Origin of the sequence: Pseudomonas sp. KCJK9016 (assembly GCF_046231795.1) — a bacterium.
GTDB classification, from domain to species: domain Bacteria; phylum Pseudomonadota; class Gammaproteobacteria; order Pseudomonadales; family Pseudomonadaceae; genus Aquipseudomonas; species Aquipseudomonas bananamidigenes.
Window position 1 is genome coordinate 1 of the sequence record NZ_JBJJMM010000029.1, and the last position, 26,188, is coordinate 26,188.

21 protein-coding genes and 2 pseudogenes are annotated in these 26,188 nt (G+C 60.4%); 16 read left to right on the forward strand and 7 right to left on the reverse strand.

Annotated features, from left to right (window positions below):
• Positions 1–152 precede the first annotated feature (152 nt).
• A complete protein-coding gene (gene mrdA / locus ACK6BI_RS23410; protein WP_409318924.1) occupies positions 153–2,045 on the forward strand; it encodes a penicillin-binding protein 2 in 1,893 nt (630 codons plus the stop codon).
• 12 nt (positions 2,046–2,057) lie between these two features.
• Here the strand turns inward: mrdA and ACK6BI_RS23415 are convergent, their stop codons facing one another.
• On the reverse strand, positions 2,058–3,017 hold the full coding sequence (locus ACK6BI_RS23415) for a LysR family transcriptional regulator (protein ID WP_409318925.1): 960 nt from the start codon (positions 3,015–3,017) through the stop codon (positions 2,058–2,060).
• 140 nt (positions 3,018–3,157) lie between these two features.
• Between ACK6BI_RS23415 and ACK6BI_RS23420 the strand changes: the two are divergent.
• The 3 genes and pseudogenes from ACK6BI_RS23420 to ACK6BI_RS23430 all read left to right on the forward strand — a co-directional run.
• Positions 3,158–3,341: pseudogene (locus ACK6BI_RS23420) on the forward strand (MFS transporter); the annotation flags it as partial.
• Between the two features lie 79 nt (positions 3,342–3,420).
• Positions 3,421–4,176, forward strand: coding sequence for a class II aldolase/adducin family protein (locus tag ACK6BI_RS23425; protein ID WP_409318926.1), 756 nt, complete (start codon positions 3,421–3,423; stop codon positions 4,174–4,176).
• 58 nt (positions 4,177–4,234) lie between these two features.
• Positions 4,235–4,405, forward strand: a pseudogene (locus ACK6BI_RS23430) (glyoxylate/hydroxypyruvate reductase A); the annotation flags it as partial.
• Here ACK6BI_RS23430 and ACK6BI_RS23435 read toward each other — a convergent pair.
• The 4 genes from ACK6BI_RS23435 to ACK6BI_RS23450 form a co-directional block, all read right to left on the reverse strand.
• Positions 4,399–5,319: a LysR family transcriptional regulator gene (locus ACK6BI_RS23435; protein ID WP_409318927.1), complete on the reverse strand. Its 921-nt coding sequence runs from the start codon at positions 5,317–5,319 to the stop codon at positions 4,399–4,401. The pseudogene ACK6BI_RS23430 and the gene ACK6BI_RS23435 sit on opposite strands and share 7 nt — an antisense overlap.
• A gap of 216 nt (positions 5,320–5,535) precedes the next feature.
• Positions 5,536–6,309 carry an OmpA family protein gene (locus ACK6BI_RS23440; protein WP_409318928.1) on the reverse strand — a complete coding sequence of 258 codons (774 nt, stop codon included), beginning with the start codon at positions 6,307–6,309 and terminating at the stop codon, positions 5,536–5,538.
• 10 nt (positions 6,310–6,319) lie between these two features.
• Positions 6,320–6,733: a DUF4398 domain-containing protein gene (locus ACK6BI_RS23445; protein ID WP_409318929.1), complete on the reverse strand. Its 414-nt coding sequence runs from the start codon at positions 6,731–6,733 to the stop codon at positions 6,320–6,322.
• 63 nt (positions 6,734–6,796) lie between these two features.
• A complete protein-coding gene (locus ACK6BI_RS23450; RefSeq protein WP_409318930.1) occupies positions 6,797–7,267 on the reverse strand; it encodes a hypothetical protein in 471 nt (156 codons plus the stop codon).
• Between the two features lie 324 nt (positions 7,268–7,591).
• Here ACK6BI_RS23450 and ACK6BI_RS23455 point away from each other — a divergent pair, with 324 nt between their 5' ends.
• The 7 genes from ACK6BI_RS23455 to ACK6BI_RS23485 all read left to right on the forward strand — a co-directional run bounded on the left by ACK6BI_RS23455 (position 7,592) and on the right by ACK6BI_RS23485 (position 16,897).
• The gene (locus ACK6BI_RS23455; RefSeq protein ID WP_409318931.1) at positions 7,592–8,902 is read left to right on the forward strand and encodes an MFS transporter; all 1,311 of its coding nucleotides are present in this window, start codon (positions 7,592–7,594) and stop codon (positions 8,900–8,902) included.
• Positions 8,903–8,924: 22 nt separating this feature from the next.
• Positions 8,925–10,163: a Zn-dependent hydrolase gene (locus ACK6BI_RS23460; RefSeq protein ID WP_409318932.1), complete on the forward strand. Its 1,239-nt coding sequence runs from the start codon at positions 8,925–8,927 to the stop codon at positions 10,161–10,163.
• 3 nt (positions 10,164–10,166) lie between these two features.
• Complete coding sequence (locus ACK6BI_RS23465; protein WP_409318933.1) at positions 10,167–11,192, forward strand: histone deacetylase family protein; 1,026 nt, start codon at positions 10,167–10,169, stop codon at positions 11,190–11,192.
• A gap of 117 nt (positions 11,193–11,309) precedes the next feature.
• Positions 11,310–13,214: a sigma-54-dependent Fis family transcriptional regulator gene (locus tag ACK6BI_RS23470; RefSeq protein WP_409318934.1), complete on the forward strand. Its 1,905-nt coding sequence runs from the start codon at positions 11,310–11,312 to the stop codon at positions 13,212–13,214.
• A complete protein-coding gene (locus ACK6BI_RS23475) occupies positions 13,214–14,932 on the forward strand; it encodes an ABC transporter ATP-binding protein (RefSeq protein ID WP_409318935.1) in 1,719 nt (572 codons plus the stop codon). Before ACK6BI_RS23470 ends, ACK6BI_RS23475 begins: the two co-directional genes overlap by 1 nt.
• Positions 14,922–15,599 carry a S8 family serine peptidase gene (locus tag ACK6BI_RS23480; RefSeq protein WP_409318936.1) on the forward strand — a complete coding sequence of 226 codons (678 nt, stop codon included), beginning with the start codon at positions 14,922–14,924 and terminating at the stop codon, positions 15,597–15,599. Before ACK6BI_RS23475 ends, ACK6BI_RS23480 begins: the two co-directional genes overlap by 11 nt.
• Positions 15,596–16,897 (forward strand): FAD-dependent monooxygenase, encoded by a 1,302-nt coding sequence (locus ACK6BI_RS23485; protein ID WP_409318937.1) that lies wholly within the window; start codon positions 15,596–15,598, stop codon positions 16,895–16,897. Before ACK6BI_RS23480 ends, ACK6BI_RS23485 begins: the two co-directional genes overlap by 4 nt.
• Positions 16,898–16,906: 9 nt before the next feature.
• Here ACK6BI_RS23485 and ACK6BI_RS23490 read toward each other — a convergent pair whose 3' ends face one another.
• Complete coding sequence (locus ACK6BI_RS23490; RefSeq protein WP_409318938.1) at positions 16,907–18,397, reverse strand: aldehyde dehydrogenase family protein; 1,491 nt, start codon at positions 18,395–18,397, stop codon at positions 16,907–16,909.
• A 356-nt stretch (positions 18,398–18,753) separates the two neighbouring features.
• Between ACK6BI_RS23490 and ACK6BI_RS23495 the strand changes: the two genes are divergently transcribed.
• A complete protein-coding gene (locus tag ACK6BI_RS23495; RefSeq protein ID WP_409318939.1) occupies positions 18,754–18,951 on the forward strand; it encodes a hypothetical protein in 198 nt (65 codons plus the stop codon).
• A 266-nt stretch (positions 18,952–19,217) separates the two neighbouring features.
• Here ACK6BI_RS23495 and ACK6BI_RS23500 read toward each other — a convergent pair whose 3' ends face one another.
• Positions 19,218–21,158, reverse strand: coding sequence for an amidohydrolase (locus ACK6BI_RS23500; RefSeq protein ID WP_409318940.1), 1,941 nt, complete (start codon positions 21,156–21,158; stop codon positions 19,218–19,220).
• A gap of 371 nt (positions 21,159–21,529) precedes the next feature.
• On the opposite strand from ACK6BI_RS23500, the gene peaA reads away from it, so the two are divergent.
• The 4 genes from peaA (at position 21,530) to peaD (ending at position 26,090) form a co-directional block, all read left to right on the forward strand.
• Positions 21,530–23,110: a quinohemoprotein amine dehydrogenase subunit alpha gene (gene peaA / locus ACK6BI_RS23505; protein ID WP_409318941.1), complete on the forward strand. Its 1,581-nt coding sequence runs from the start codon at positions 21,530–21,532 to the stop codon at positions 23,108–23,110.
• An 82-nt stretch (positions 23,111–23,192) separates the two neighbouring features.
• A complete protein-coding gene (gene peaB, locus ACK6BI_RS23510) occupies positions 23,193–24,623 on the forward strand; it encodes a quinohemoprotein amine dehydrogenase maturation protein (RefSeq protein WP_409318942.1) in 1,431 nt (476 codons plus the stop codon).
• A gap of 1 nt (position 24,624) precedes the next feature.
• Positions 24,625–24,948: a quinohemoprotein amine dehydrogenase subunit gamma gene (gene qhpC / locus ACK6BI_RS23515; RefSeq protein ID WP_008016081.1), complete on the forward strand. Its 324-nt coding sequence runs from the start codon at positions 24,625–24,627 to the stop codon at positions 24,946–24,948.
• 23 nt (positions 24,949–24,971) lie between these two features.
• Positions 24,972–26,090, forward strand: a complete 1,119-nt coding sequence (gene peaD / locus ACK6BI_RS23520) for a quinohemoprotein amine dehydrogenase subunit beta (RefSeq protein WP_409318943.1) — start codon at positions 24,972–24,974, stop codon at positions 26,088–26,090.
• Positions 26,091–26,188: the final 98 nt, after the last annotated feature.

The window sequence follows — 26,188 nt, forward strand, 5'->3', positions numbered from 1 at the left end:
TTACGCAAAAGGGCCGACTGTCGCGATGGCAACCATTGGGGAAATCCCTCTGAAATGACCTCGCGGTTTTTGGTATGGTGCAGCTCGTTTTTTAACGGACTGATGTCACGCCCAAGGATCGGCGCTCATTCTGTCAAAGAGTTGCTGCAGAAATGCCTGAACCCATACCCATCAAGGATCATGAGAAAGAGAAGCGTCTGGTCAACAAGCGGTTGATCGCTTGTGCCTTGTTCGTCTTTGCGATCAGCTGTGCATTGGTGGTTCGTCTCTACATCCTGCAGGTGGTGGAGTTTGACTATCACTCGACCATCTCCGAAAACAACCGCGTCCATGTCTTGCCTATCCCGCCAACGCGAGGACTGATCTACGACCGCAACGGTGTGCTACTGGCCGATAACCGCCCAAGCTACAACCTGACGATCACTCGCGAACGCGCCACCAACGTCAATCAGGAGCTGGACGAAGTCATCAGTCTCCTGCGCCTGCCCGCTGAAGATCGTACGGTCTTCGACAAGGCGATGAAGCAGTCGCGCCATCCGTTTACGCCGGTCACGCTGTTCTATGAGCTGACTGAAGAACAAATCGCCGTGCTGGCCGTCAACGAGTTCCGCTTGCCGGGCCTGGACGTCGAACCGCAGTTCATCCGCAATTATCCGCTGGGTGCGCATTTCGCACATTCCATCGGTTACGTCGGCCGCATTAACGAAAAAGAATCGAAGACGCTCGATTCCGTCGAGTATCGGGGTACGCAATCCATTGGCAAGACGGGTGTAGAACGGTTCTACGAAGCTCAATTGCACGGCCATGTCGGCTACGAAGAAGTGGAAACCAACGCTCAGGGCCGGGTATTGCGAGTCCTGAAGCATACCGATCCGGTTCCCGGCAAAAACATCGTCCTCAGCCTCGACGTCAAGCTCCAGGAAGCTGCCGAGGCTGCATTGGGCGACCGTCGTGGTTCGGTGGTTGCACTGGACCCATCGACCGGTGAAGTGCTGGCCATGGTCAGCAACCCGAGCTTCGACCCCAACCTGTTCGTGACCGGTATCAGCTCCAAGGAATACTCTGCACTGCGTGACTCCATTGATCGGCCACTATTCAACCGCGTGCTGCGCGGCTTGTACGCACCCGGTTCGACGATCAAGCCCGAGGTAGCGATCGCCGGGCTCGACGCCGGCGTGGTCACGCCACAGACCCGCGTCTTCGACCCGGGTTACTACCAACTGCCGGATTTCGACCACAAGTACCGCAACTGGAACCACAGCGGCGACGGCTGGGTGGACATGGATGCGGCGATCATGCGCTCCAACGACACTTACTTCTACGACTTGGCGCACAAGCTCGGTATCGATCGCCTGCACGATTACATGGCGATGTTCGGCCTCGGCGAGAAAGTCTCGCTGGACATGTTTGAAGAGTCTCCCGGCCTGATGCCGTCCCAGGCGTGGAAACGTGCTACCCGGCGTCAAGCCTGGTTCCCCGGGGAGACAGTGATTCTCGGCATCGGCCAGGGCTACATGCAGGTAACGCCGCTGCAACTGGCTCAGGCTACCGCGCTGATCGCCAACAAAGGCGTCTGGAACCGTCCGCATCTGGCCAAGACGGTCGACGGTGTTGCTCCAGTGGACGACCACCCGATGCCGAATATCGTGCTCAAGGATCCGCGTGACTGGGATCAGGTCAACCACGGCATGCAGATGGTGATGCACGATGCCCGGGGTATCGCTCGCGCCGCTGCTGTCGGTGCTCAGTACCGCATCGCCGGCAAGAGTGGTACGGCGCAAGTAGTGGCGATCAAGCAGGGTGAGCGTTACAACCGTGAGAAAACCCTCGAGCGCCATCGTGACAACGCTTTGTTCGTCGGGTTTGCCCCGGCCGAGCATCCGAAAATCGCCATTTCGGTGATGATCGAGAACGGTGAGGCCGGTGGTCGAGTCGCAGGTCCGGTGGTTCGGCAGATCATGGACGCCTGGCTGCTCGATCAGGACGGTCACCTGAAGCCGCAATACGCTGCACCTACCAAACCACAGGGCGATCCCCACGTGTAATTCGCCACAGCTTCACAGCACAGGCTCACGGAGGCTGAGCATGTGCTGGAAGCTATCGAGGAACACGGTTTCCGCTTGTGTCATCTTCTGTTCGCGATTCCACAGCAGATGGATATCAAAATCCACCACCCCATCCTCCGGCGGCAAGCGCCACAGCAAACCCTGTTCGACATCTCGTCGGACCAGGTGAGTGGGCAGGCAACCGATGCCGAACCCTGCACAAATCAGACGATATATTTCTTCGAAACTGGTGGAAGAGGCGATGATCTTGCCGGTAAGGCCTTGCTGATCACGAAACAGCGTCAACGGTGAAAGGTTGCCGCCAAGTTGATCGCTGGTAAAGCTGACAAAGTTCTCCCCGGCGAGCTGTTTCAGGGTCAGATTCTGCTGCCCGAACAGTCGATGCCGCTGCCCGCAAAAGTACGCGTAGCGCTCGCGAAACAGCACCCGTTGCTCCAGTCGAGGCTGTGGCAGGCGACATAAACCGACGCCGACCGTGGCGGTCTTCTGCAACAGTGAACTGATGATGTTCGAGCTGCCCATCACCTCGACTTCCAGCTCGATTTTCGGGTGAGTTTCATGGAAGTCCGCAAGAAACTCGTCGTAATGCCGCGCCTGTACACCGCTGATAGTGAGTATGCGGATCTTGCCCACAACGTCGTCATGGCGGTTCTCGACCACGGTGCCCAAACGGGAAATATCACCGTAGATGTCTGCCGCAATCCGCAGCACTTCCTCGCCTGTTTCCGTCAGGTCAAAGTGCCGGCCACTGCGCGCAATCAGCACGCAATCCAGTTGTTCCTCGAGACGTTTCAACGCCTGGCTGACAGCCGACTGAGTGATGTGCAGGCGCGCAGCGGCGCGACTCATGCTGCCTTCCTGGCCGATTACCAGATAAGTGCGCAGCAGGTTCCAGTCCAGCCGGTCATTCAGAAAACGCCGACCGATCCAGGGATTCGAAGAAGAGCTCATGCAGTAGTCACGCTAATAGTAAAGATAAGTTTTTGAAAATTGACTAATCCTTTCACGGAAGCGATAAAGCCGACAAGCGCCACAGAGCGCGACCGTCAGCCGCCTCGACACCTGCCCAAAACCATAAATACACAGGGTTCTTGCATGCACACCACCGCTCAGCCGCTGCCATCATTGGCACGACCATCGAGTTCTACGATTTCTCTATCTGCGCCACCGTCGCCGCACGGGGGCTCGGGCGACTGTTCTTTCCCAGCAACGATCCGGTCACCAGCATGCTCGCCGCGTTCGGCAGTTTTTGCCGTCGGCCTCATCGCACGGCCCTGTCGCTGATCGGTGTCTGCGGCCTCGCGTGTCCGCGGGCCAAACCGGTCGTCCTTCACACAAGCAAAGAGGTGTATTCGTGAGTAAACCCGCCCACATCGACCCTGTCGAATGGCAAGCCCGTTGCGAGCTGGCCGCGCTGTACCGCCTGATCGCGCACTTTCGCATGACCGACCTGATCGACACTCACATCACCCTGAGGATTCCGGGGCCGGAGCATCATTTTCTGATCAACCGCTACGGCGTGATCTTCGACCGCATGCGAGCTTCCGACCTGGTGCGCATCGATCAGGACGGGCGCATCGTCGACCCTGAATACGCCGGGCATCGGGTCAACGCCGCCGGTTTCGTGATCCACTCGGCGATCCACATGGCGCGGCCGGATCTGAACTGCGTGATTCACACCCACACCGCTGCGGGCATGGCGGTCGCGGCGCAGAAACAAGGCTTGTTGCCGATCAGCCAGCACGCGCTGAAGTTCTACGGAAAACTCGCTTACCACACCTACGAAGGCATTGCGCTGTCGCTGGATGAACGTGAACGCTTGATCGCCGACCTCGGCCCGCACCGGGCCATGATCCTGCGCAATCACGGCTTGCTGGTCGGAGGCTCCGGTGTGGCCCAGGCGTTTCAGGAAATCCACTTTCTGGAGCGTGCCTGCCAGGCCCAAGTCCAAGCGTTGGCTGGCGGTTGCGAGCTGCATTTCCCGTCCCCGGATGTCTGTGCCCACACCGCCGAGCAGTTCGACCGGGATGAACAGGACAACATCATCGACCTCGCCTGGGAGGCCGCCCTGACTCTGATCGAATCCCAGCGTGAGTCCTATCTGTCATGAATACCGTCGCGCGATGTCCCGCGATACGCTGTTGTTCAAGCAATGTCGTCGAACATGACCTCTGCCCACCGATCATCCTCTATGGAAAACACCGGGTGTGACCATCACGCTGCACATGGCTTTGGCGGCGTCTCATGACTGCATCGCCGAACAGATTGCCGAAAACTTTCTCCGTCTGAATGCCGGTGAACCATTGCTCAACCGCGCGGATCGACTGCTCGGTTACTGATCCGCCAGGCAGGCCTGCAAACGCTCGATAAACAGCGTTTCGGCCCGGCTCATTCGCTGCTCGCGGTTCCACAGCAGATGAATGTCGACATCGGCAATTCCCTCGTGAGGCGGCAGGCGCCAGAGCAATCCGGCCTCGACGTCCGCTGCCACTACGTGTTCCGGCAGGCAGCCAATGCCGAATCCGGCGATCACCAGTCGCCGTACTTCTTCAAGGCTCGGCGATGAGGCGACGATGCGTCCGCTGAAGCCTTGCTGATCGCGAAAAATCGTCAGCGGCGAAAGCATCCCGCCAATCTGGTCACTGGTGAAACTGACGAAATTCTCCCGCTGCAAATCGCCTTCACCGATGTCCTGGCGGCCGAACAGCGCGTGGTGTTTGCCACAGAAAAACGCATAGCGCTGACGCAGGAACAGACGCTGTTCCAGACGCGGCTGCGGGCGGCGATTAAGGCTCAGGCCGAGGGTTGCGGTTTTCTCCTGAAGGGCACTGACAATGTCCGAACTGCGCATCACATCCACCTCCAGATCCACCCGTGGATACTGCCGATGAAAGTCAGCGAGGAAGTCATCGAAGCGCTCGGAAAAGATCCGGCTGATGATCAGCAACCTGACCTTGCCGATCACTTCGTCGGCCGGTTGTTCCAGCAGGCTGCTGACCTGGGACATCTGCCCGTAGATCTCGCCGGCCAGTTCGAAGATCTGCTCGCCGACTTCAGTGAGGGCAAAGCGCGGGCCGCGACGGGCGATCAACTGGCGACCCAGTTGCTCCTCCAGCCGCTTGAGCGCCTGGCTCACCGCCGGTTGGGTCAGGTGCAGGCGCGCGGCGGCGCGGCTGATGCTCAGCTCCTGGCCGATCACCCGGAAGGTGCGCAGCAGGTTCCAGTCGAGGCGGTCGTTGAGCAGGCTCTGCATAGGCGTTCAGTCGAAAAAGGGCCGATGGGAAATACCTCGCGACAAGCAGGATCGATAATCCTGTGAAGTTCACGTTCCGCAGATCGTAACACTGTCAGGCGTGCCGTAACGGTCATGCACCGTTGTACCTCGCAGCGACTCAATTGATGGATGCATCGCAGACGCGCAATTTCTACTGACGAAAAAAAACGAGCCCTTCATCGGGCTCGTTTTTATTCAGCTACGGGGTTTGACCGCAGCGGAGTCGAAGGAAATGATCACTTCAACCCGACGGTTGAACTGTCGGGATTGTGCACTGCTGTTATCTGCAACCGGGAACTGCTTGCCGTATCCCGTCGTGGTCAGGCGATCCGGACCAACGCCCAGTCGGGAAAGGGCAAACGCCACCGATTCGGCACGACGCTCGGAAAGGCCCTGGTTGTAAGCGTCTGTGCCGACATTATCGGTGAAGCCCTCGATGCGCACCTTGCGCTCCGGGTTGTCCAGCAGGTATTGCGCCAGTTGCTGCACGTTACGCTGGCTGCCGTATTTGAGGTCAGACTTGCCGGTATCGAACAGCACATCGCCGAAAGTCACGACATCGCCGCGCTCGGTTTTCTTCGCCTTCAACGCTTGCAGCGCCTTGAGCTGTTGGGTACGCACATCCAGTTGCACCTGAGTGCGCTCGGCGTCGATCTTCATCAGCCCGGCCTCGGCGACACGACCGCTGATGACCTGCTCGGCGATGGCGATTTTCTGGCTGGCGACGTAGGCCAGTTGATCGACCTCAGGCGCCTGACGATCCTTCAGCGAAGCCTGGTCGGCCTTGTTCAGGGCAGTGAAGGCATCCCTGGTTTCGATGGCCGCCAGAGTGCTTGATTCAGGTTTGCTCTGCAGGGCGCTGAATTGTGCGCGGGCCTGAACGAGTGTCGAGTTTTCCGGTGGGGTCGCACAGCCGGCAAGCATCACGCCGAGGGCACAAAGGGTTGGCAAAAAAACGGTAGTACGCATAGTCGTTTCCTTAATTGGCGCTGATCGGCCCGGTAACAGGGTTGGCCGGGTCTTGCAGCATTTCCTGTTTGAGCACTTGAATGCCGTTGTGCGCATCGCTCAGTTGTTTTTGCAGTTTCACCGCCTGTGCCTTGTGCTGGGCCAGGTTGGCGTCGACTTCGATCTGTTCGGCGAGGGTTTTTGCCTGAACGTAATCCTGCTGGCCGATGGCGCGTTCCATCAGGAACATCTTGTCCTGGGCCGTTTTCATTTCCAGCGGGGCGTACTGCGTCGCTTCAGCGGACACCGCACGGTTGACCGCATCCCGGGACAGCGAAATCTGCTGCTCGGGAATCGGTGCGCTGGCACAGGCACTCAAGACACCTGCCAGAGTGAGCAGGCAGGCGGATGCCCGCGCGCGGGAAGACACACGTTGTATATTCATAAGGACATTCCAGACAGTAGTAATGAGGTGAACCCGGTCGTCATCGATTTCTGGGTTCGGCTTTCAATTGCCCGCCCCACCACGGCGTTTGGCCTGAGCTCGTGAAGCACCGCACGAGGCAAACCAACTGAGTGCCGACAGCTCACCCGGATCGATTTGCGCCATGAAACGCCGCACGGTTTGCTCATCGGCGGTTTGCACCAGATGGATCTGGCCCGGCTCGCCGCTGGCCGACAACACCCCGGTTTTCTGCCCGGGGGCTATGCCATAGACCAGGGTATTGGTGACTTGCGGATTGCTGCGGCAGAAGCGTTCCACGTTGACGCCGGCAGCCCTGAACAGATTCATGTTGATCAGCAGCACATCGAACAACTCGAAGGGCTCACAGGTGTAATGCGTCAGGGTCTGCAGATCTGTGAATGACAGCACCGGGGTCATCCGGAAGTAACCCAGGCGGTTGAGGATCTTTTCCAGCCGATTGCACTGAGAGTGCTGTTCATCGGCTATCAGGATTCGCAAGGTTGGAGTCGCCATAGAGCACAGTCACCCGATCATTCAGAGAAAAACGGCAATCAGCACGGACGCCTTCACGCTAAGTCGTTTGCTGATCGCCGGCTTTAGGACGTGTCTCAAAATTGCGATTTCTGAGCAGGGATGAGCGGCAGTCTGCTGCGCCGGGCTGCTTCGAAAGGGTCAATGGCTTTTAAATATAAGCAGGATTAATAATTTGAATAACAAATAGAAAATTGACTGATCATTGCCTCGGTACGAAAAATATCCCCCGGACAGGTGCCGTCAGAGTGCCTCGGATACGCCGCTTCCCTCCTGCCAGAAAAACAATCAAAGGAGCCCGACCCCATGAAGCCCCACGCTTCGAACCAGCCGCGACGTGCGGCAGCCGCAGCCTTCATCGGCACCATGATCGAGTGGTACGACTTTTACATCTACGCCACCGCCGCCGCGCTGGTGTTCGGCGCGTTGTTCTTTCCCTCCGACGATCCGTTGTTCAGCACCATGGCTGCGTTCGGCACCTTCGCCGTGGGCTTCTTTGCGCGGCCATTGGGCGGGATCATTTTCGGCCACATCGGCGACCGCATCGGCCGCAAGAAGTCGCTGATCATCACGCTGCTGATGATGGGCGTGGTCACGGTGTGCATCGGTCTGTTGCCGACTTATGCGCAGATCGGTGCGGCGGCACCGGTGCTGCTGATTCTGCTGCGCATTGTCCAGGGCATCGCCGTCGGCGGCGAGTGGGGCGGGGCGGTGTTGATGGCCGGCGAGCATGCGCCGAAGGGCCGGCGCAACTTCTTCGCGTCGTTCGCGCAACTGGGCAGCCCGGCGGGGTTGATCCTGTCGCTGCTCGCGTTCAGCGCGGTGACCCGTTTGCCGGAAGAAGACCTGATGAGCTGGGGCTGGCGTCTGCCGTTCCTCGCCAGTGCACTGTTACTGCTGGTGGGTCTGGCGATTCGTCTGGGCGTGAATGAATCGCCGGAATTCCTCGCCAGCCGCGAGCAGGCCGCGAAACAGATCAAGAAAGAACAGGCACCCGTGATGGAAGTCTTGCGCACCGCGTGGCGTCCGCTGCTGCTGTGCATCGGCGCCAACACACTGGGTATCGCCGGGGTGTATTTCACCAACACCTTCATGATCGCCTACACCACTCAGCAACTGGCGCTGCCGCGTTCGCTGATTCTGGAGTGCCTGTTCTTCGTAGCGATCATTCAGTTCTGCATTCAGCCGCTGGCGGCGTGGATGGCGGAAAAAATCGGCGCGACGCGTTTCCTGTGCCTGGTGTCGCTGCTGGCGATGGCCTCACCGTACCCGATGTTCGTGCTGGTCAGTTCGGCCCAGGCACCGCTGATCATTCTTGGCATCGCGCTGGCGGTGGTGTGCATGGCCTCGTTCTACGCGGTGATCGCCGGTTACGTCAGCGGCATGTTCGAAACCCGCGTGCGCTACACAGCCATCTCGCTGGCCTATCAGATTTGCGGTGCTCTGGCCGGTGGCCTGACGCCGCTGATCGGTACGATGCTCGCGCACAAATTCACCGGACAGTGGTGGCCGATGGCGCTGTTCTACAGCCTGATCGCCGGTATTTCGCTGTTGTGCGTGTTGTCCCTTGCCCGTCGTCATGCCAGTGCCCATCGGGCGGAAATGGCTCGTGCCTGACCCGGAATTTCAGGAGAACCTTATGTTGAAGATCAATGGCGAACGCCTGTGGGCGAGCCTGATGGCCATGGCCGAAATCGGTGCGACAGCCCGAGGCGGCAGCTGCCGTCTGGCGCTGAGCGATGAAGACAAGGCTGGGCGCGAACTGTTCGCCCATTGGTGCCGCGAAGCCGGCATGACCTTGAGCGTGGATGCCATCGGCAACTTGTTCGCCCGCCGCGCCGGCACCGATCCGGACGCCGCGCCGGTGATGATGGGCAGCCACCTCGATACTCAACCTGAGGGCGGGCGTTTCGATGGCGTCTACGGCGTGCTCGCCGGGCTGGAAGTGGTGCGTTGCCTCAACGATCTGAATATCCAGACCCGCAAACCGCTGGAAGTGGCGGTGTGGACCAACGAAGAAGGCGCGCGCTTCACCCCGGCCATGTTCGGCTCGGCCGTGTTCACCGGAATCATGGATCTGAACGCTGCGCTGGCGGTGCGCGACATCGATGGCATCAGCGTTGCCGAGGCCTTGCAGCGTACCGGTTACGCCGGTGATCGCCCGTTGGGCGGCGCGGTGGATGCCTATTTTGAAGCGCATATCGAGCAAGGCCCGATACTTGAAGACAATGCCAAGAGCATCGGCGTGGTCACGGGCGGTCAGGCGATCCGTTGGCTCGACGTGTGCGTGGAAGGCATGGCCGCCCACGCCGGCACCACGCCGATGCCGCTGCGTAAAGACGCCTTGTACGGTGTGGCGCGGATGATTCAGGCGATTGAAGGTCTGGCCGCAGATTTTGCCCCGGAAGGCCTGACCACTGTGGGCGAACTCAGCATTAACAAATCCTCGCGCAACACCATTCCGGGGCGGGTGAATTTCACCGTCGATCTGCGTCATCACCGCGACGACGCCATTGCCGCCATGGAGCAACAGGTGCGCGCCCGGTTGCAGGCGATTGCCGATGGTCGCGGCCTGAGCCTGACAATCACCCTGCACTGGATCAGCCCGGCCACACCGTTCGACGCCGAATGCGTGGCAGCCGTGCAAGAGGCGGTGGATGCGCTGGGCTACGCTCAGCAGTCGATTGTCAGCGGCGCCGGGCATGACGCAATTCATCTGGCACGCTACTGCCCGACGGCGATGGTGTTCATCCCGTGCGTCGGTGGCTTGAGCCATAACGAAGCCGAAGCTGTGTTGCCCGAAGACGTGAAGCAGGGCACCGATGTTTTGCTCAATGCCGTGCTGGCCCGCGCCGGTCGAATCGAACAAGGAGTCTGAAGCATGCGCAGCTTTTTCCATCCCGAACAATTGCTCCACCATCCACGCAGCTATTACTCCCGTGGCCAGATGCGCACACCGCAGGAAGTCCCGGAACGTGCGCAGCGTCTGGTGCAGGCCGCCCACGGTCTGGGTTTCAGTATCGAGCAACCCGCCGATGCCGGTCTTGCACCGTTGCTGGCGGTGCATGGCGCGCCGTATCTGACGTTCCTTAAGGAAGCACACGCACGCTGGAAGGAAATCCCCGAAGACTGGGGCGATGAGGTGATGTCGAACATCTTCGTCCGCGAGCCCAATGCCCTGCGCGGCATCCTCGCCCAGGCTGCACGGTATCTGGCGGACGGCAGTTGCCCGGTCGGCGAGCAGACCTGGCGCTCGGCTTATTGGTCAGCGCAAAGCGCCGTGGCCGGGGCTCAGGCGCTGATCGATGGCGAACCGGCGGCGTATGCAGTGTGCCGTCCGCCGGGGCACCATGCCCGGGCCGAAGCAGCGGGCGGTTTCTGCTACGTGAATAACGCGGCGGTGGCGGCGCAGGTGCTGCGCGATAAATTTGAAAAAGTCGCCGTGCTCGACACCGACATGCACCATGGCCAGGGCATTCAGGAAATTTTCTACGACCGTGATGACGTGCTTTATGTCTCGGTGCATGGCGATCCGACCAACTTCTATCCGGGCGTTGCCGGGTTCGCCGATGAACGCGGCAGCGGTGCGGGGGAGGGTTTCAACCTCAACCTGCCGATGGCTCATGGATCAAGCGAAGCGGATTTCCTCGGGCAACTGGAAGTCGCTTTGAGCGCGGTGCGCGAGTTCGGCGCCGAGGTGCTGGTGCTGTCGCTGGGCTTCGACATCTACGAGCTTGACCCGCAAAGCAAAGTCGCCGTCACCCGCGAAGGCTTTGCAACACTGGGTGAGCGTATTCGCAGCCTCGGCCTGCCATGCCTGATCGTGCAGGAAGGCGGCTATCACCTGGAAAGTCTCGAAGACAACGCCCGGGCGTTTTTCGTGAATGCCGAGGTGTGGCAGCGCTGAGACGGTCCACCTGACGAAGCGCCCTGTGGTGCTTGCCATCGCCCTGACGTTAACGTAAACATTGGCGTCAGGGCGCTGATGTAAAGAAGCGCAAAGCGGACCGCTGCGGAGCGCTTGATGACTCTAATAAAAACAACCGATCCCAAGTCTCACCACGAAGCCCGGCTGGCCCGGGAAAAACTCCATCTCGAAGGGCAGGTCCCGGATGGGGTGTTGCGTGCGGAAATCGATGCTTCGTGGCGGCGCAGCCTGAGCCACGGCGTGCATTTCAATGGCAAGCATGAGCTGGCGCTGGAGTCGGGCGCGAGTCTCGACGTGTTGTTGGCGAGCAATCGTCTGCTGCTCGATGCCGCCATGCCGGCCATCGATTACCTGGCCGAGCGCCAAGGCAAGGAAGGCCTGATTATCCTCGCCAATTCCGACGCCACTATCCTCGCAGTGGAGGGGCGGGCCGACCGGCTCAAGGGCAGTGGCCTGCAGGACATCGCCCTCGGCGCCTGCTGGAGCGAAGCCGCCCGTGGCACCAACGCCCTCGGCACCGCGCTGGTCGAAGCTCGGCCCACCCTGATCGATTGCGGCGAACACTACCTCGACCGCCTCACCGATTTCTCCTGCACCTCGGTGCCGATCCATTGCCCTCAAGGCGAAATTCTCGGCGTCCTCGACCTCACCCGTGAAGGCCCTCTGGGTCGCGTCCACGACAGTACCGCGCTGCTGAGCATGGCGGTCAGCCAGATCGAGAGTCGGGTCTTCAACAACAGCTTTCCCGATCAGATCGTCCTCGCCTTCCACAGTCGCCGGCAGTATCTGGAATCGCCGTGGCAAGGCTTGTTGGCGGTCAGTCTCGGCGGGCAGATTCTGGCGGTCAGCGCCCAGGCCTGTCAGTTACTGCGGGCTGAACGTTCGGCACTGGTCGGCAAACGCTGCGAAGAGTTTCTCGGGGTCGATGGCGTGCAATTGCTGACCCGTCTGCAACAGGGTGGCGTCGGCAGTGTGCAGACCGCCAAGGGCGAATTTTTCTACAAGACCCTGCGAGCCCCGGCGCGTTCGGTCAACCTCGGCGGCCCGCCACGCAGCGTCGCGAAAACCGCCAAACCGCAACCTGATCTGGAAGCGCTGGCCGGCAACAACGTCCGTTATGCCCGAGCCTTGCGCATGGCCCGCCAAGGTCTCGCCAATGAGTTGCCGGTGTTGCTGCTTGGCGAGACCGGCACCGGTAAGGAAGTGATCGCCCGCGCCCTGCACCTGGCCGGCAGACGCAGCGACAGACCCTTTGTCGCCGTGAACTGCGCGGCGATCCCCGAAGGCCTGATCGAGTCGGAACTGTTCGGCTACCGCGAAGGCGCGTTCACCGGTTCGCGCCGTGGCGGCATGATCGGACGCCTGCAACAGGCCCATGGCGGTACGTTGTTCCTCGATGAAATCGGCGATATGCCGCTGGCTTTGCAGGCGCGTTTGTTGCGCGTTTTGCAGGATCGCAAAGTGGCGCCGCTGGGTGCCGGCGAAGAACAGGACATCGACGTCGCGCTGATCTGTGCCACCCACCGCGACCTCAAGCGTCAGGTCGAAGACAAGCAATTTCGCGAAGACCTGTTCTACCGGGTCAACGGCATCAGCGTGATGCTCCCGGCCCTGCGCGAGCGCGATGACTTCGCCGCGCTGGTCACGCGTCTGCTGGGCAAGCTCGATGCGCCGAATGCTGTGTTGCACGACGATCTCAATCGCTTGCTCGCGGGTTATCACTGGCCGGGCAATATTCGCCAACTGGAGATGGTCTTGCGCACCGCCCTGGCGATGCGCGAACCGGAGGAGACCGTGCTGACCCTCGATCACCTGCCCGACAGCATGCTCGATGAACTCTCTGCCAGCGAGAAACCCCAGGCCGGCAGCATTCGCGAGAACGAACTGGATATGATCCGCCAGTCCCTCGATACCCATCAGGGCAACGTCTCGGCTGCTGCACACGCTCTGGGTATCAGCCGCGCGACCCTGTATCGCAAACTCAAACAGTTGCGCTCGTGATGCAGCGCCTGTTCGTGCGGCTGATCGACAGCCACAACCCCGCCGCGCTGCAGGCGGCGTTGCAATGGCTCTACGGGTTCGTGCGGCCGCAGCGGCTGGCGATTGCCGGTTTGCTCGGTCTGTCGGTGTGCGCCTCGTTGCTGGTGTTGGTGCAGCCGTGGCTGGTCAAGCTGCTGATTGACGATGGCCTGCTGGCGCGCAATTTCCCGACGCTGGTGCTGATCGCGGTGCTGATGATCATCGCCGGATTGCTCGGCACCGCGTTATCGGGGATCAACCGTTATCTGCACACACGCTTGTCCGGGCGGATTCTGTTTGCCCTTCGTGACGACCTTTACCGGCATTTGCAAAAGCTGTCACCGAGCTTCTACGGCCAGCGGCGGATCGGTGATCTGATGTCACGGCTCGATGGCGATGTGGCGGAGATTCAGCGCTTCGCCGTGGACTCGTTGTTCTCTGCGGTATCCAGTGTGATCGGCCTGGTGGTGGCGATCGCGATGCTGTTCACCCTGTCGTGGAAACTGTCGCTGCTGGCGCTGGTGCTGATCCCGCTCGACGTGCTGTGGCTGCGCTGGATGCGGCGCAAGGTCGAGCGCGATGTGCGGCAACTGCGCGAGCGCTCGGCGGACATGTCGTCGTTCATGGTCGAGACCCTGCCGGTGATGAAATTCATACAGTCCGCCGGCCAGCAACAGCGTGAAGCCCGGCGCCTGGAAAGCCTCGGGCAGGGTTACATGAACCAGTTGCTGCGCCTGCAAGTTACCGAGTTTTTCACCCAGGCTGTGCCCGGCACGTTGACCTCGCTGTCCCGCGCCTGCGCGTTTTTGATCGGTGGTTATTGGGTGGTGCAGGGCGCCTGGCAGCTCGGCGCGCTGATCGCGTTCTCCACCTATCTGGGGATGGCGGTCGGGCCGGTACAGAGCCTGTTGGGGTTGTACGTGGCGATCCAGCGTATGACCGTCAGCCTGGGACGAGTCATGGAGTTGCGCGGCGAAGAGCCCACAGTGTTTTCGCCGGTTACACCGAAACCGTTTCCGTTTTCGGGGGAGCTGCGTTTCGACGCGGTGCATTTCAGTCATCCGGGTCGCCCGAGCACGTTGAACGGCATCGAGGCAACGATTCCCTGTGGTTTGAAAGTCGCCCTGAGCGGCGGCTCCGGCGTCGGCAAATCGACGCTGATCGATCTGCTGCAACGGCATCACGATCCGCAGTCCGGACGCGTGCTGCTCGGCGACGTGGATTTGCGCGAACTCGAACTGTTCGAGTTGCGTCGGCGCATTGCCGTGGTCAGCCAGGACATCGTGCTGTTTCGCGGCAGCCTCGCCGACAACCTGGCTTACGCGGTGCCAGATGCCAGCCGCGAAGCCATCGCCGAGGTTGCACGGCTGGCGCAGCTCGACAGTCTGATCGCATCACTGCCCGAAGGCCTCGACAGTCCGCTGGGCGAGCGTGGTCAGCAATTGTCCGGCGGACAGAAACAGCGCATCGCGATTGCCCGGGCGCTATTGCAGGACCCGTTGATTCTGGTGCTCGACGAAGCCACCTCGGCCGTCGACGAAGCGACCGAGCGCGAGGTGATCGAGGCCATCGACCGGTTGTTTGCCGGGCGTACACGCATCCTTATCAGCCACCGACCGTCGACCCTGGCCGATGCCGACCTGCGTTTCGAACTGCTTGACGGTGTGCTCATCTCGAAAACGGTGCTGCATGAAGCCTGAGTTGCGTATTGGTGTGGTCGACAGCGGACACTCGGCGGCACAACGGATGCAGGTGATTGCCGGGCGGCGGTTCTCATTGCTGGAGGACGGTCTGGCGGAATCGGATCTGCGGGACGATCCGCTTGGCCATGGCAGCGCGGTGATCGAGGCGATCAGCCGTCGCGCACCTGGCGCGCAGATCTGTGTAGCTCAGGTGTTCGATCAACGCGGTGTCACCAGCGCCTTGCAGATTTCCGCGGCCATTGACTGGCTTGTGGCGCAGGACGTGCGTTTGATCAACCTGAGCCTTGGCTTGCGCCAGGATCGCAGCCTGTTGCGCAACACCTGCGCAGCGGCGGTGGCTCGTGGTGTGTTGCTGTGCGCATCAAGCCCGGCGCAGGGCACAGCGGTGTTTCCGGCGAGTTATCCGCAGGTGCTGCGGGTGACCGGCGATGCCCGTTGCACCGACGAACAGTGGTCATGGCTCGACAGTGCGCAGGCGGATTTTGCCGCGTGTGTCCGTGGCACTTATCCGGGGCAGTCGGGGGCCAGTCTGGGGTGTGCCGCGTTGAGCGGTCACATTGCCAGCTATCTGCTGGTGCATCCGCAGGCGAGCAATGCCGAGGTCATCGACTGGCTGAAACACCACGCTCTTTATCGCGGCCCTGAACGGCGTTTCGGTCCATGACCACGATCCTGATTCTCGGCGCCGGGCCGGCGGGCGCAGCGGTGGCGCTGGGGCTGCGACGGATGGGTTACGCCGTGACGCTGGTCAGCGAATGGCGTCGCTTTGCAGCCCTCGAAGGTGTGTCGCAACGGGTACTGGAGGCGCTGCGCGGAGCCGGGTTCAATCATGTGTTGGCGGGCGCCACGTTACCGTCCCGGCGGCAGGTTTCATGGAACGGTCAGCAGCATGCGCAGAACATCGAGGTTCTGCTGGATCGTCCGGCCTTTGATCGCGGTTTGCGGGAGGATTTGCGGCTGGCCGGGGTCGAGGTGATGGAGGGAAAAATCCTCAAAGTTCAGTCCTCGGTGGACGGTCATCGCGTCGAACTTGATGGCAACCGGATGCTGAAGGCGGATTTCCTGGTGGAAGCCCGGGGGCGACAGGCACCGGCGTCCGGCAAAGGCCTGCGCGGGCCGGAAACGGTCAGCCTGCTCAATCGCTGGCAAGGCGCACCGGGGCCCACCGCCAGCGCCGTGGAAAGCCTCGAAGACGGCTGGGCTTGGATGGCTCGTCGGAATGACGGCCAGTGTTATTGGCAATGGACGGTGGACGTAGCCAGTACCGGGTTGCCGGGCAAGGCGCAGTTGCTCGAATTCTGCCGGGCGCGGCGCCAAGTCTCGGATTTTGCTCAGGCGTTCTTTGCCGGCGGGCACGAATTGGAGTTGCAACTGCACGCCCGTAGCAGCACCGCGATTCTCGCGTCTCAGGTCTGTGGCGAAAACTGGATTCGGGTCGGTGACGCTGCGATGGCGGTGGATCCGCTGTCCGGCAATGGAATCTTTCAGTCGCTGTCTTCGGCATTGCAGGCGCCAGTGGTGATCAATACGCTGCTGCGCAACCCCGAGCGAGCGTCGCTGGCCCAACGTTTTCACCAGCAGCGAGTTGAGCAACTGTTCTTGCGATTTGCGCGTATTGGCCGAGACTTTTATGCCGATGAACAGCGCTGGCTCGATCAGCCATTCTGGCAGGCGCGGCGACAGTGGCCGGACGCGGAAGTGGCTCATGCAGAGGCGGGTTTTGCTACGTTGCGCATCGAACGGATGCCGGTGCTGCGTGACGGGTTTGTCGATGAGGCCGAGGTGGTGATCACGGCGGATCAGCCGCTGGGGATCTGGCATGTACTAGGGGTGGAACTGGCGCCGCTGGTGCGGCGGTTGCACGATGAGCCAGCGGATCAGGTGTTGGCGGAGTTGACGCTTGAGCAGGCACGGGCGGTTCGCGGGTGGTTATTGGCTCAGGGGTTCAACCCTGAGCCGTGAGAACTGCCATTACAACTTGATCAACACCGACTTCAATTCGGTGTAATGCTCGATCGCCGCATACCCCATCTCGCGCCCGACGCCGGACATCTTGTAGCCACCAAACGGCAGCGCCGGGTCCAGCGCGCTGTGGCAGTTGACCCACACCGACCCTGACTTGATCCGCGGAATCATCCGGTGTACCGCCGCCAGGTCGTTCGACCAGATGCTGGCGCCCAGTCCGTAAGGGCTGTCATTGGCCATGCGCAGCGCATCGGCTTCGTCATCGAACGGAATCGCCACCAGCACCGGGCCGAAGATTTCCTCCTGCACCAGCGAATGCTGTTGATCGACATCGACAATCACCGTCGGTTTGACGAAGAACCCCGGCCCGAACTGCTCGCCGCCGCAGGCGATGGTCGCGCCGCTTTCCCGGCCCGTTTCGATGTAGCGATAGACCCGCTCCTGCTGGCGCGCAGAAATCAGTGGGCCCATCTCTACGCTCGGATCGAGACCGTTGCCGAGCTTCATGGCGTTGGCGATGTCGCTGATGTCGGCTACCACGTTGTCGAAGTGCTTGCGCTGCACGTACAGGCGCGAACCGGCGCAGCAGACCTGGCCCTGATTGAAGAAAATCGCACTGGCGGCACCCGCCGCAGCGGTTTTCAGGTCAGCGTCGGCCATGACGATGGTCGGTGATTTGCCGCCCAGTTCCAGAGTGACCCGGGTCATTGAGTCCATGGCGATTTTGCCGATCTGTTTGCCGACAGCGGTGGAGCCGGTGAAGGTCAGCTTGTCGACCAGCGGATTGTGGGTCAGCGCGGAGCCGGCGGTAATACCGGTGCCGGTGACCACGTTGAACACGCCTTCGGGGTAGCCCGCTTCCACCACCAGCTCCGCCAGTTTCAGTGCGGTCAGCGGGGTTTCGTCGGCGGGCTTGAGCACCACAGTGCACCCGGTGGCCAGCGCCGGACCGAGTTTCCAGCAGGCCAGCAGCAATGGAAAGTTCCAGGCGACGATGGCGCCGACCACACCCACCGCTTCGCGACGAATGAAACTGTGGAACTCATCACCCGGCATCAGCGGCAGCGAAACGTCGACGCTGGAACCTTCGATTTTGGTCGCCCAGCCGGCCATGTAGCGCAGGAAGTCGATGGCCAGTTGCACATCCATCACTTGCGCCACCGCAGCGCTCTTGCCGTTGTTCAGGCACTCCAGTTGCGCCAGCTGTTCGGCGTCGCGCTGCATCAGGTCGGCGAGCTTCCACAAGAGGTTCTGCCGTTCACGCGGACGGGTGCGGCTCCAGGCCGAATCATCGAAAGCCTGACGGGCTGCGAGCACGGCACGGTCGACATCTTCCGGCGTGGCGCGAGGCACCACGCACAGCACTTCGCCGGTGGCCGGGTTGTGCAGCGGCATGGTCTGGCCGTCGGTGGCTTCGACCCAGTCGCCCCCGATCAGCATGCGCGGCGGGCGCTGGATGAAGGCCGAGGTGGCAGGAAGCAAGTAGGGCAGGGGCATGGTGAAGACCTCTTGTTGTTCGATGGGATCGAGAGGGCTTTCGCAATGGTTGTGCCAAATGCTGGAAGGTGGCGTACAGCACCGTTTTACGGGTTGACGGGGGAAGCGATTGAGTGGCAATGGGCGTGAATTTGTCTCAAAACGCGACAATCACTGAGATGCAGGATACGCGTCCTACAAATCCAATGCCGCTGTGACGGGGGCTCGGAGAAATCGGGCTGTTTCAGCAGTAGGAAAAATCGCCAGTCTGACAGTTTTTACCGACTGGTGGAGGCATGAAGTACGAGCTAAGTTGCTTTTCGAATAGGGTTTTCCTGCCATGGACTTGGCGGGTCAGTGTCTTCACAAGGATGTCGATGAACAATTTAACCATTCGATGGCTAACCAATTTTACGATGGGCGTGGGGACCGGATTTCTGGTGACGGGGATTGCGGCACTGTTGATCGGTGATCTGACTGACATCGATACGATTCGGGCAGGTGCCTGGATGGCGTCAATCAGTTTTTTTGTAATCGTTGCCTCATTCGGTGTTGCCACGATGGAGGGGAAATGATAGCGGCTTTGATTGTGGGTCTGTGGTGTCTGGGCGTCAGTTTGCTGCTCATGTTTGCGTATCACCGGGACCGTCGGATTCAAGCGGCCCAGCGTGACTCCGCGGCATTGGCGGCCAAGGCCGGCGCACACTGTGAATGCCCGATGGTTTGCAACAATTGTGGGCGTTACAAGGTTCACCCGGACAATTCCGTTCGCTAGATCGGGCCCTGCGGCTGACCGAGCCCGACCATCCGGCCAGATAGCCGGGTGATCGGGCGTTATCGGTCAGGATAGAGGGTTGGTGTACACCTTGTGCCCACCTTTCCAGGTTTCGCAGACCTTGATGTCGCGGATGTCGGAGGCCGGGACTTTTTCGTCGAGCGGGTTTTTTTCGAGAATCACGAAGTCGGCGAAATGCCCATCCTGCAGCGAGCCGGTAAACGCATCGGCATGGCACTGCCATGCAGCGTCATAGGTGATGGCTTTCAGCGCCTGCTGGCGGGTCAGGCACTGGCCTTCGTTGAGTACCGGTTGTCGGGCTGCCTCTTTGACAAAAGTACCATCCTCATTGCGTACACCTTCCATTTTGCGGGTCACGGCCTGTTCCATGGAGCGCAACGGGCCGAGCGGGGTGACCGTGCAATCGCTGTGCAGCGAAATGCGCAGGCCTCTGCCCAGAGCGTCCTGGCACAGGTCGAGCATGTCGGTGGCTTTTTCCTCGAAAATGGCCTGTTCGAACACGTAACCCCAGTAACCGACATGACCGATCAGAAAGCTGGGAGAGATGCCCAGATCTTTCAGTTGGTCGAGGGTCTTGTCGTTCAGCATCGAGCAGTGTTCGATGCGGTGGCGCTTTTCCAGCCCGCTCTGACCCTTCAATGCGGTCTTGTAGGCCTGTAGCGTGAACTCGATGGCCCGGTCACCGTTAGCGTGGATCATCAGCGGCCAGCCAGTGGCGACCGCATTGGTCAATGTCTTCTGATAAGTCTCGGGCAGCGTCTTCGGATCCTGGTGATCCTCACCCGGCTCACAGAAGTTGAAGTTTCCGTAGGGACGATCGGTTTCGCAGCAATACGGATCGACCTGATAGCCCGTCAGCCCCTGGTTAGAACCATCGGAAATCAGTTTCACCGAGCCTTGATAAAACAGCCGGGCCGCTTCTTTGGTCACGGGTTTGTAGGGTTCGATCTTGCTGAAGTCCACACCGTTGCAGGCTGCCGCGTAACCGACGCGAACGTTGCGCGGATGGGTCAGGCCGTAGGCTTCCAGTATTGCCTTGGACACGGGGTCGACCATGGCGTCATACAGCAAGGTGATGCCACGGCTGGAGGCGGTCTCGAAGTACCTCTTCATGTACTTGAAGATATTCACCACATCCAGCGCCTGCGCCAGCGGTATCGACAGCAAGGCAGGCGTGATGCCAGCCTCTTCTTGAAGATTGCCCTTGGTCTTTTCCAGGAAAATGTCGAAGCTTTTGTATTCGTCCCGCAGCTTTTGACTGGCGGCGTTGTCGTGGTAATACACAGCGTTGCAGGCGGCCGTGTTCAGATAAACGGTGTGCATCGAAGCGCTGATCATCAGCAGCGGGCTATCGCTGACAATGCTGTCGAGGTTGCCGGTGTTGTCAGCCTTCGGGTCGAACTTGCTGTCGCAGTAGAAGTGGGTCAGCGTGTTCTTGCCGCCCGGTACCACAGTGAACGGCATCAGCGCCGGATCGACCATGCGCCCGAGGATCCACTGCTTCTTGTCCTTTGGCTGACTTGCCTGGAGGAGGCCCTTTAGCGTGTTCCAGTTATAGCGGGGCGTCAGCTTCTGCGTGTGTTCGTCGATGGGGCCAAGGTTCACCCAGCCATCCATGACGCAGGATTGCACGATGTGCATATGCGGCTCGATCAGGCCCGGCAGCAGAGTTCTGCCGCCCAGTGATTGCGTGGTGTATTTGATACCCCGGGCCTTCATGCGCTCCTGCACATGGGCCAGAGTGCCGGAAGCGACCACGTCGCCTCCATGGATGCCCAGCGCTTCGACCTGTTCGTCCATGTTGCCGTTTTTCAGGGGGTAGATGGTGCCGCCGGTGAAGATCAGCGATTCGCTGCCGGGTTCCGGGAGGTGGCCGGCGACCTTGCCTGCGAAGGCTTTAAGGTCGACAGTGTGTCGAAGTGCATTCCATACCGGATTTTCGCAGCCGCAATGAGTGCAGTCTTGACCCTTTCCATGTGATCCCATGATTCCATTCCTCAGATTTTCGGTGGTTTGAGGCGTGACGCACGGAGTGTGCGAACAGCAAGCGTAGCAGGCGCTTTGATATCAAACGGTCAGTCGTCGGCAACCGGGTTTTTGGTACTGCAACGGTGCTTGTCTCACACTGCAACAACTGTCGCGAAATTGGACGCCGGGTCGAACCCTGGAGGCTCGCCCAACACCGCGATCTTCACGTAACTGTTTGATAGAAAAGCTTATCGGCAAGCTGGCACGCTCCGTGTATTGCTCACGGCAGACGTTTCGCTTGCCTCCGTCCGTGTATCGCCGCGAACGGCAGAAACCATAAAAACGATAAGCCACAAAAATAAGAAAGCACCGTGCGAGGTTCGACGTTGATGAAGATAAAACTCCGATCAGGCATGAGCGCCAGTCTGCTGGCCGTGGCCGCTTGCGTAGCCCTGCATTCCCCCGACAGCCTGGCGGCCCGTGACGCCCGGACCATCCTCAAGGAAACCTGCCAGGGCTGTCACACGCCTGAAGCAGGGGAAAAACTGAGTCGCATCAGCCACCAGCGCAAGACCCCGGAAGGCTGGCTGATGAGCATTGCCCGTATGCAGACAATGCACGGTTTGCAGATCAGTGATGAAGACCGCCGCACACTGGTCAAATACCTGGCCGACACCCAGGGCCTGGCGCCAAGCGAAACCGATGGCGTGCGTTATGCGCTGGAGCGACGGCTGAACACCGTCGAACAGTTCGACGAGAAAACCGCGCAGATGTGCGGCCGCTGCCACTCCGGTGCTCGCATCGCCCTGCAACGGCGTCCGGCTCAGGAGTGGGAGCGTCTGGTGAACTTCCACCTCGGCCAATGGCCGTCGCTGGAGTATCAGGCACTGGCCCGTGACCGCGACTGGTTCGATATCGCCCGCCAGGAAATGGTCCCGCTGCTGGCCAAGCGATATCCGCTGGACAACCCGGCGTGGCAGGCCTGGGTCAAAGCCGCACCGAAAGCCGAAGCCCTGGTCGGTGCCTGGAGCTTCAGCGGCCACCTGCCGGGCAAGGGTGAACTGGCCGGCAGCATGAGCGTCACGGCGGACGGCAACGATACCTTCAAGGTCGCCGTCAAAGGTCAGTACGCCGATGGCACTCCGTTCAACGGCGATGGCAGTGCGATTCTCTACAGCGGCTACGAATGGCGCGGCAACGTCACCATCGATGGGGTGACGATGCGTCAGGTGTTCGCCGCCCAGGGCAACGCCATGCAGGGGCGGATGTTCGAGGCCGAGCATGATGAGCGCGGTCTGGACTTTGTCGCTGCCAAACAGGGCTCCCAACGCTTGCTGGCGGTGCAACCGGGTTACGTGAAGGCCGGCAGCGAAACCGAAGTGACGCTGATCGGCAGCGGTCTGAGCGGAAAACCGAATTTCGGCAAAGGCGTAGACGTGGTCGAAGTGGTCGAACAGAGCGCCGAGCGGATCAAGGTCAAAGTCAAAGCGGCGGCCAGTGCCCGGCCGGGCCTGCGCGCCGTCAGCGTCGGCAGCCTCAAAGGCCCGAGCCTGTCGGTGTACAGCTCGATCGCTTCGGTGAAAGTGGTGCCCGAATTCTCGGTGGCACGAATCGGCGAAGGCGGTGGTTCGACGCCGAAAGTCCAGGGGCGTTTCGATGCCGAAGCCTGGGGCAAGGGTGCCGATGGCAAGCCGTATCGGATCGGTGTGTTCCCGGCGCAATGGAAAGTTGTAGCTTTTGACGAGCGCGCCAAAGAAGACGAAGACGTCAGGTTCGCCGGCACCATGCAGGCCGACACCGGTGTGTTTACCCCGGGCGATGCCGGTCCGAATCCGGCCCGCAAGATGTCCACCAACAATGCCGGCAACCTCAAGGTGATCGCCGCTGTCGACGATGCAGGGAAATCCCTGACCGGCGAAGGCCACCTGATCGTCACCGTGCAACGCTGGAACAATCCACCCATTCCCTGAGATGGCCTGAACCTCAACGATTCAGACAATTTTCGGAATGACCGCAAGTCTCGCCAGACGGGGCTTGCACAGGAGGTTTGCAATGGGCGCTATCTTGAATCTGGTCGAACGTAATCTGCACGAAGTGCACGTCGACGCCGACCGCATGCTGTTTCATATCCCCAGCAGTTCGCTGTTCGCCAGCGATGAACTGACCGGCACCATCATTGATGCACTGCGCGGCCCTGGGTGCTCCTCAGAGGACCTGGTCCAGCGCCTCGGCGCGCGGTTCAATGGCGAGGAAATCAACGAGACCCTGCGCGAGCTGATCTCGCTGGAACTGGTCAGCGACGGCTCGCCGCTGACGCCGGACATCGCTGTAAAACGCGTCGAACGCACGGCGATCAACACCGTGGTGCTCAACGTCAACACCGGCTGCAACCTGAGCTGCACCTACTGCTACAAGGAAGACCTCGACAAGCCGTCCGCCGGCAAGAAGATGGATGTCGAAACCGCCATCGCGTCGGTGGAACTGCTGCTGCGTGAATCCCCTGATGAAGAGCGTTACACCGTGGTGTTTTTTGGCGGCGAACCGCTGAGCAACCGCAAGCTGATCGAGTACATGGTCGAATACTGCGAGAAGCGGTTTGCCGAGGCCGGCAAGTTCGTCGAGTTCGTGATGACCACCAACGCCACGCTGCTCACCGAAGAAACCGTGGACTACCTGAATGCACACCGCTTTGGCTTGTCGGTGAGCATCGACGGGCCGAAAACCGTACACGACCGCAACCGCATCACCGTGGGCGGGCAGGGGACCTATGACGTGGTACGGCGCAAGGCCGAGATGCTGCTGTCGCGCTACAACAGTCGCCCGGTCGGTGCGCGGGTGACCCTGACCACCGGTGTCACCGACGTCGAAACCATCTGGGATCATTTGTTCAACGAGTTGGGGTTTGCCGAGGTCGGATTCGCCCCGGTGACGTCCGGCGACATCAGCAGTTTCAATCTGACCAACGACGAATTGATTGAAGTCTTCGCCGGTATGAAACGTCTGGGGCGGCGTTACCTGAAAGCGGCGCTGGAGCACCGCAACATCGGGTTCTCCAACCTGCACCAGTTGATCACCGATATCCACGAAGGCCACAAAAAAGCCCTGCCATGCGGAGCCGGGCTGAAGATGCTGGCGGTGGATCACAAAGGTGAACTGAACCTGTGCCACCGCTTTACCGGCTCGTCGCTGCCGACCTTCGGCAACGTCCACAGCGGGGTGAAACAGGTCGAGCTGAACGATTTCCTGTCCCAACGCCTGGATCGCACCCACACCGGTTGCCATGACTGCCGGATCCGCAACCTGTGTTCCGGCGGCTGCTACCACGAGAGCTACGCCCGCTACGGCGACCCGGCCCATCCGACTTACCACTATTGCGAACTGATGCGTGACTGGGTCGACTTCGGCATCGAGGTCTACACCCGGATCATGGCCGCCAACCCTGCGTTCATCAGCCGCTACATCACTCCGCGCAAGGCTCACTGATATGAAACATCTCAAGGCAATCAATAACAAAGCGTTGAAGCTGGATCAGGCCGCGGACGAGAACCGCATCGAGGAAGTGGTGGCGATGAGTTCGGTCGCCGGTTGTGCCTCGACCACCGACCCGGGATGGGAAATCGATGCGTTCGGCGGCGTGTCTTCGCTGTGCCAGCCGATGGAAGCCGACCTGTATGGCTGCTCCGATCCATGCTGGTGGCCGGCTCAGGTGCCGGACATGATGAGCACCTACCCGGACTGGAACAAGGATGCCCAGGCGTCCAACGACAACTGGCGCAACCTCGGCACTGTCTTTCCGAAAGACAAGTGATCCATAAGAAGAAGGATTCCAGCATGCACAACTTCAAAGCCTGCGGTGTTGCCGCACTCGTGGTTCTGAGCACCTGTTCGCTTCCGGTTCTCGCCGATGAAAGCACCGCGTTGCAAGAGGGTCACGAGTACATGTTGACCACCAATTACCCGAACAACCTGCACGTCATCGACCTGTCCACAGACAGCTTGTACAAGACCTGCAAGATGCCTGACGCTTTCGGTCCGGGCACCGTGCAGCTGTCGCCGGATCGCAAGACAGCCTATGTGCTGAACAACCATTACGCCGATGTTTACGGTGTCGAGCTGGACAGCTGCAAGCAGGTATTCCACGCCAGCATCACCCAGCAGCCGGGCGAGAAGGCGCGATCGATGTTTGCCTTCACCGTCAGCCATGACGGCAAGGAGCTGTATACCATCGCCAACCCGACGCTGATGCTCAACGACCACTACGAGGTGAAACAGCCGCGTCTGGACGTCTACGCCACCGATGCCGGAATGAACGCCAGACCGGTGCGCAGTTTCCCGGCTCCCCGGCAGTTGACGATCATGCAAGGCGGCGATGACGGCACGCTCTATGTGGCGGGTGCCGATGTCTACAAAGTCGATGTAAAGACCGGCAAGTTCGACGTGCTGATCCCAAGCCGTCACTGGAAACGCCCGAACTACAGCGCGCCGGACGTGCTTTACGTGTGGAACCAGCAGACCTACCGCCATGACTTCTCGCTGCTGTACACCGCAGCGAAGTTCAAGGACAAGAAACAGGATCCAGCCAGCGCTGAATACCTGTACGGCTTGTTCAGCGTCGACCTGAAAACCGGAAAGACCGAAACCACCGACTTCGGCCCGCTGACCGAAATCTACTTCAGCGGCATGCGCTCGCCGAAGGATCCGAACCTGATGTTCGGCGTGCTCAATCGTCTGGCGAAATATGACATCAAGCAGAAGAAACTGATCCAGGCGGCCAATCTGGATCACTCCTACTATTGCATTTCCTTCAACAGGGACGGCAGCAAGATTTACCTGGCAGGGACCTTCAACGATGTGGCGATCTTCGATGCCGAGACCATGAAACAGACCGGCAGTATCAAGTTGCCGGGCGGGGATATGGCGATTACCACGGCGCAGGTTTTTGTTCGGTAACTTGTGGCGTCAGGGATGACGTCATCGCAAGCAGGCTCGCTCCCACTTTGGAACGCATATCCCTGTGGGAGCGAGCCTGCTCACGAAGAGATTCTTGA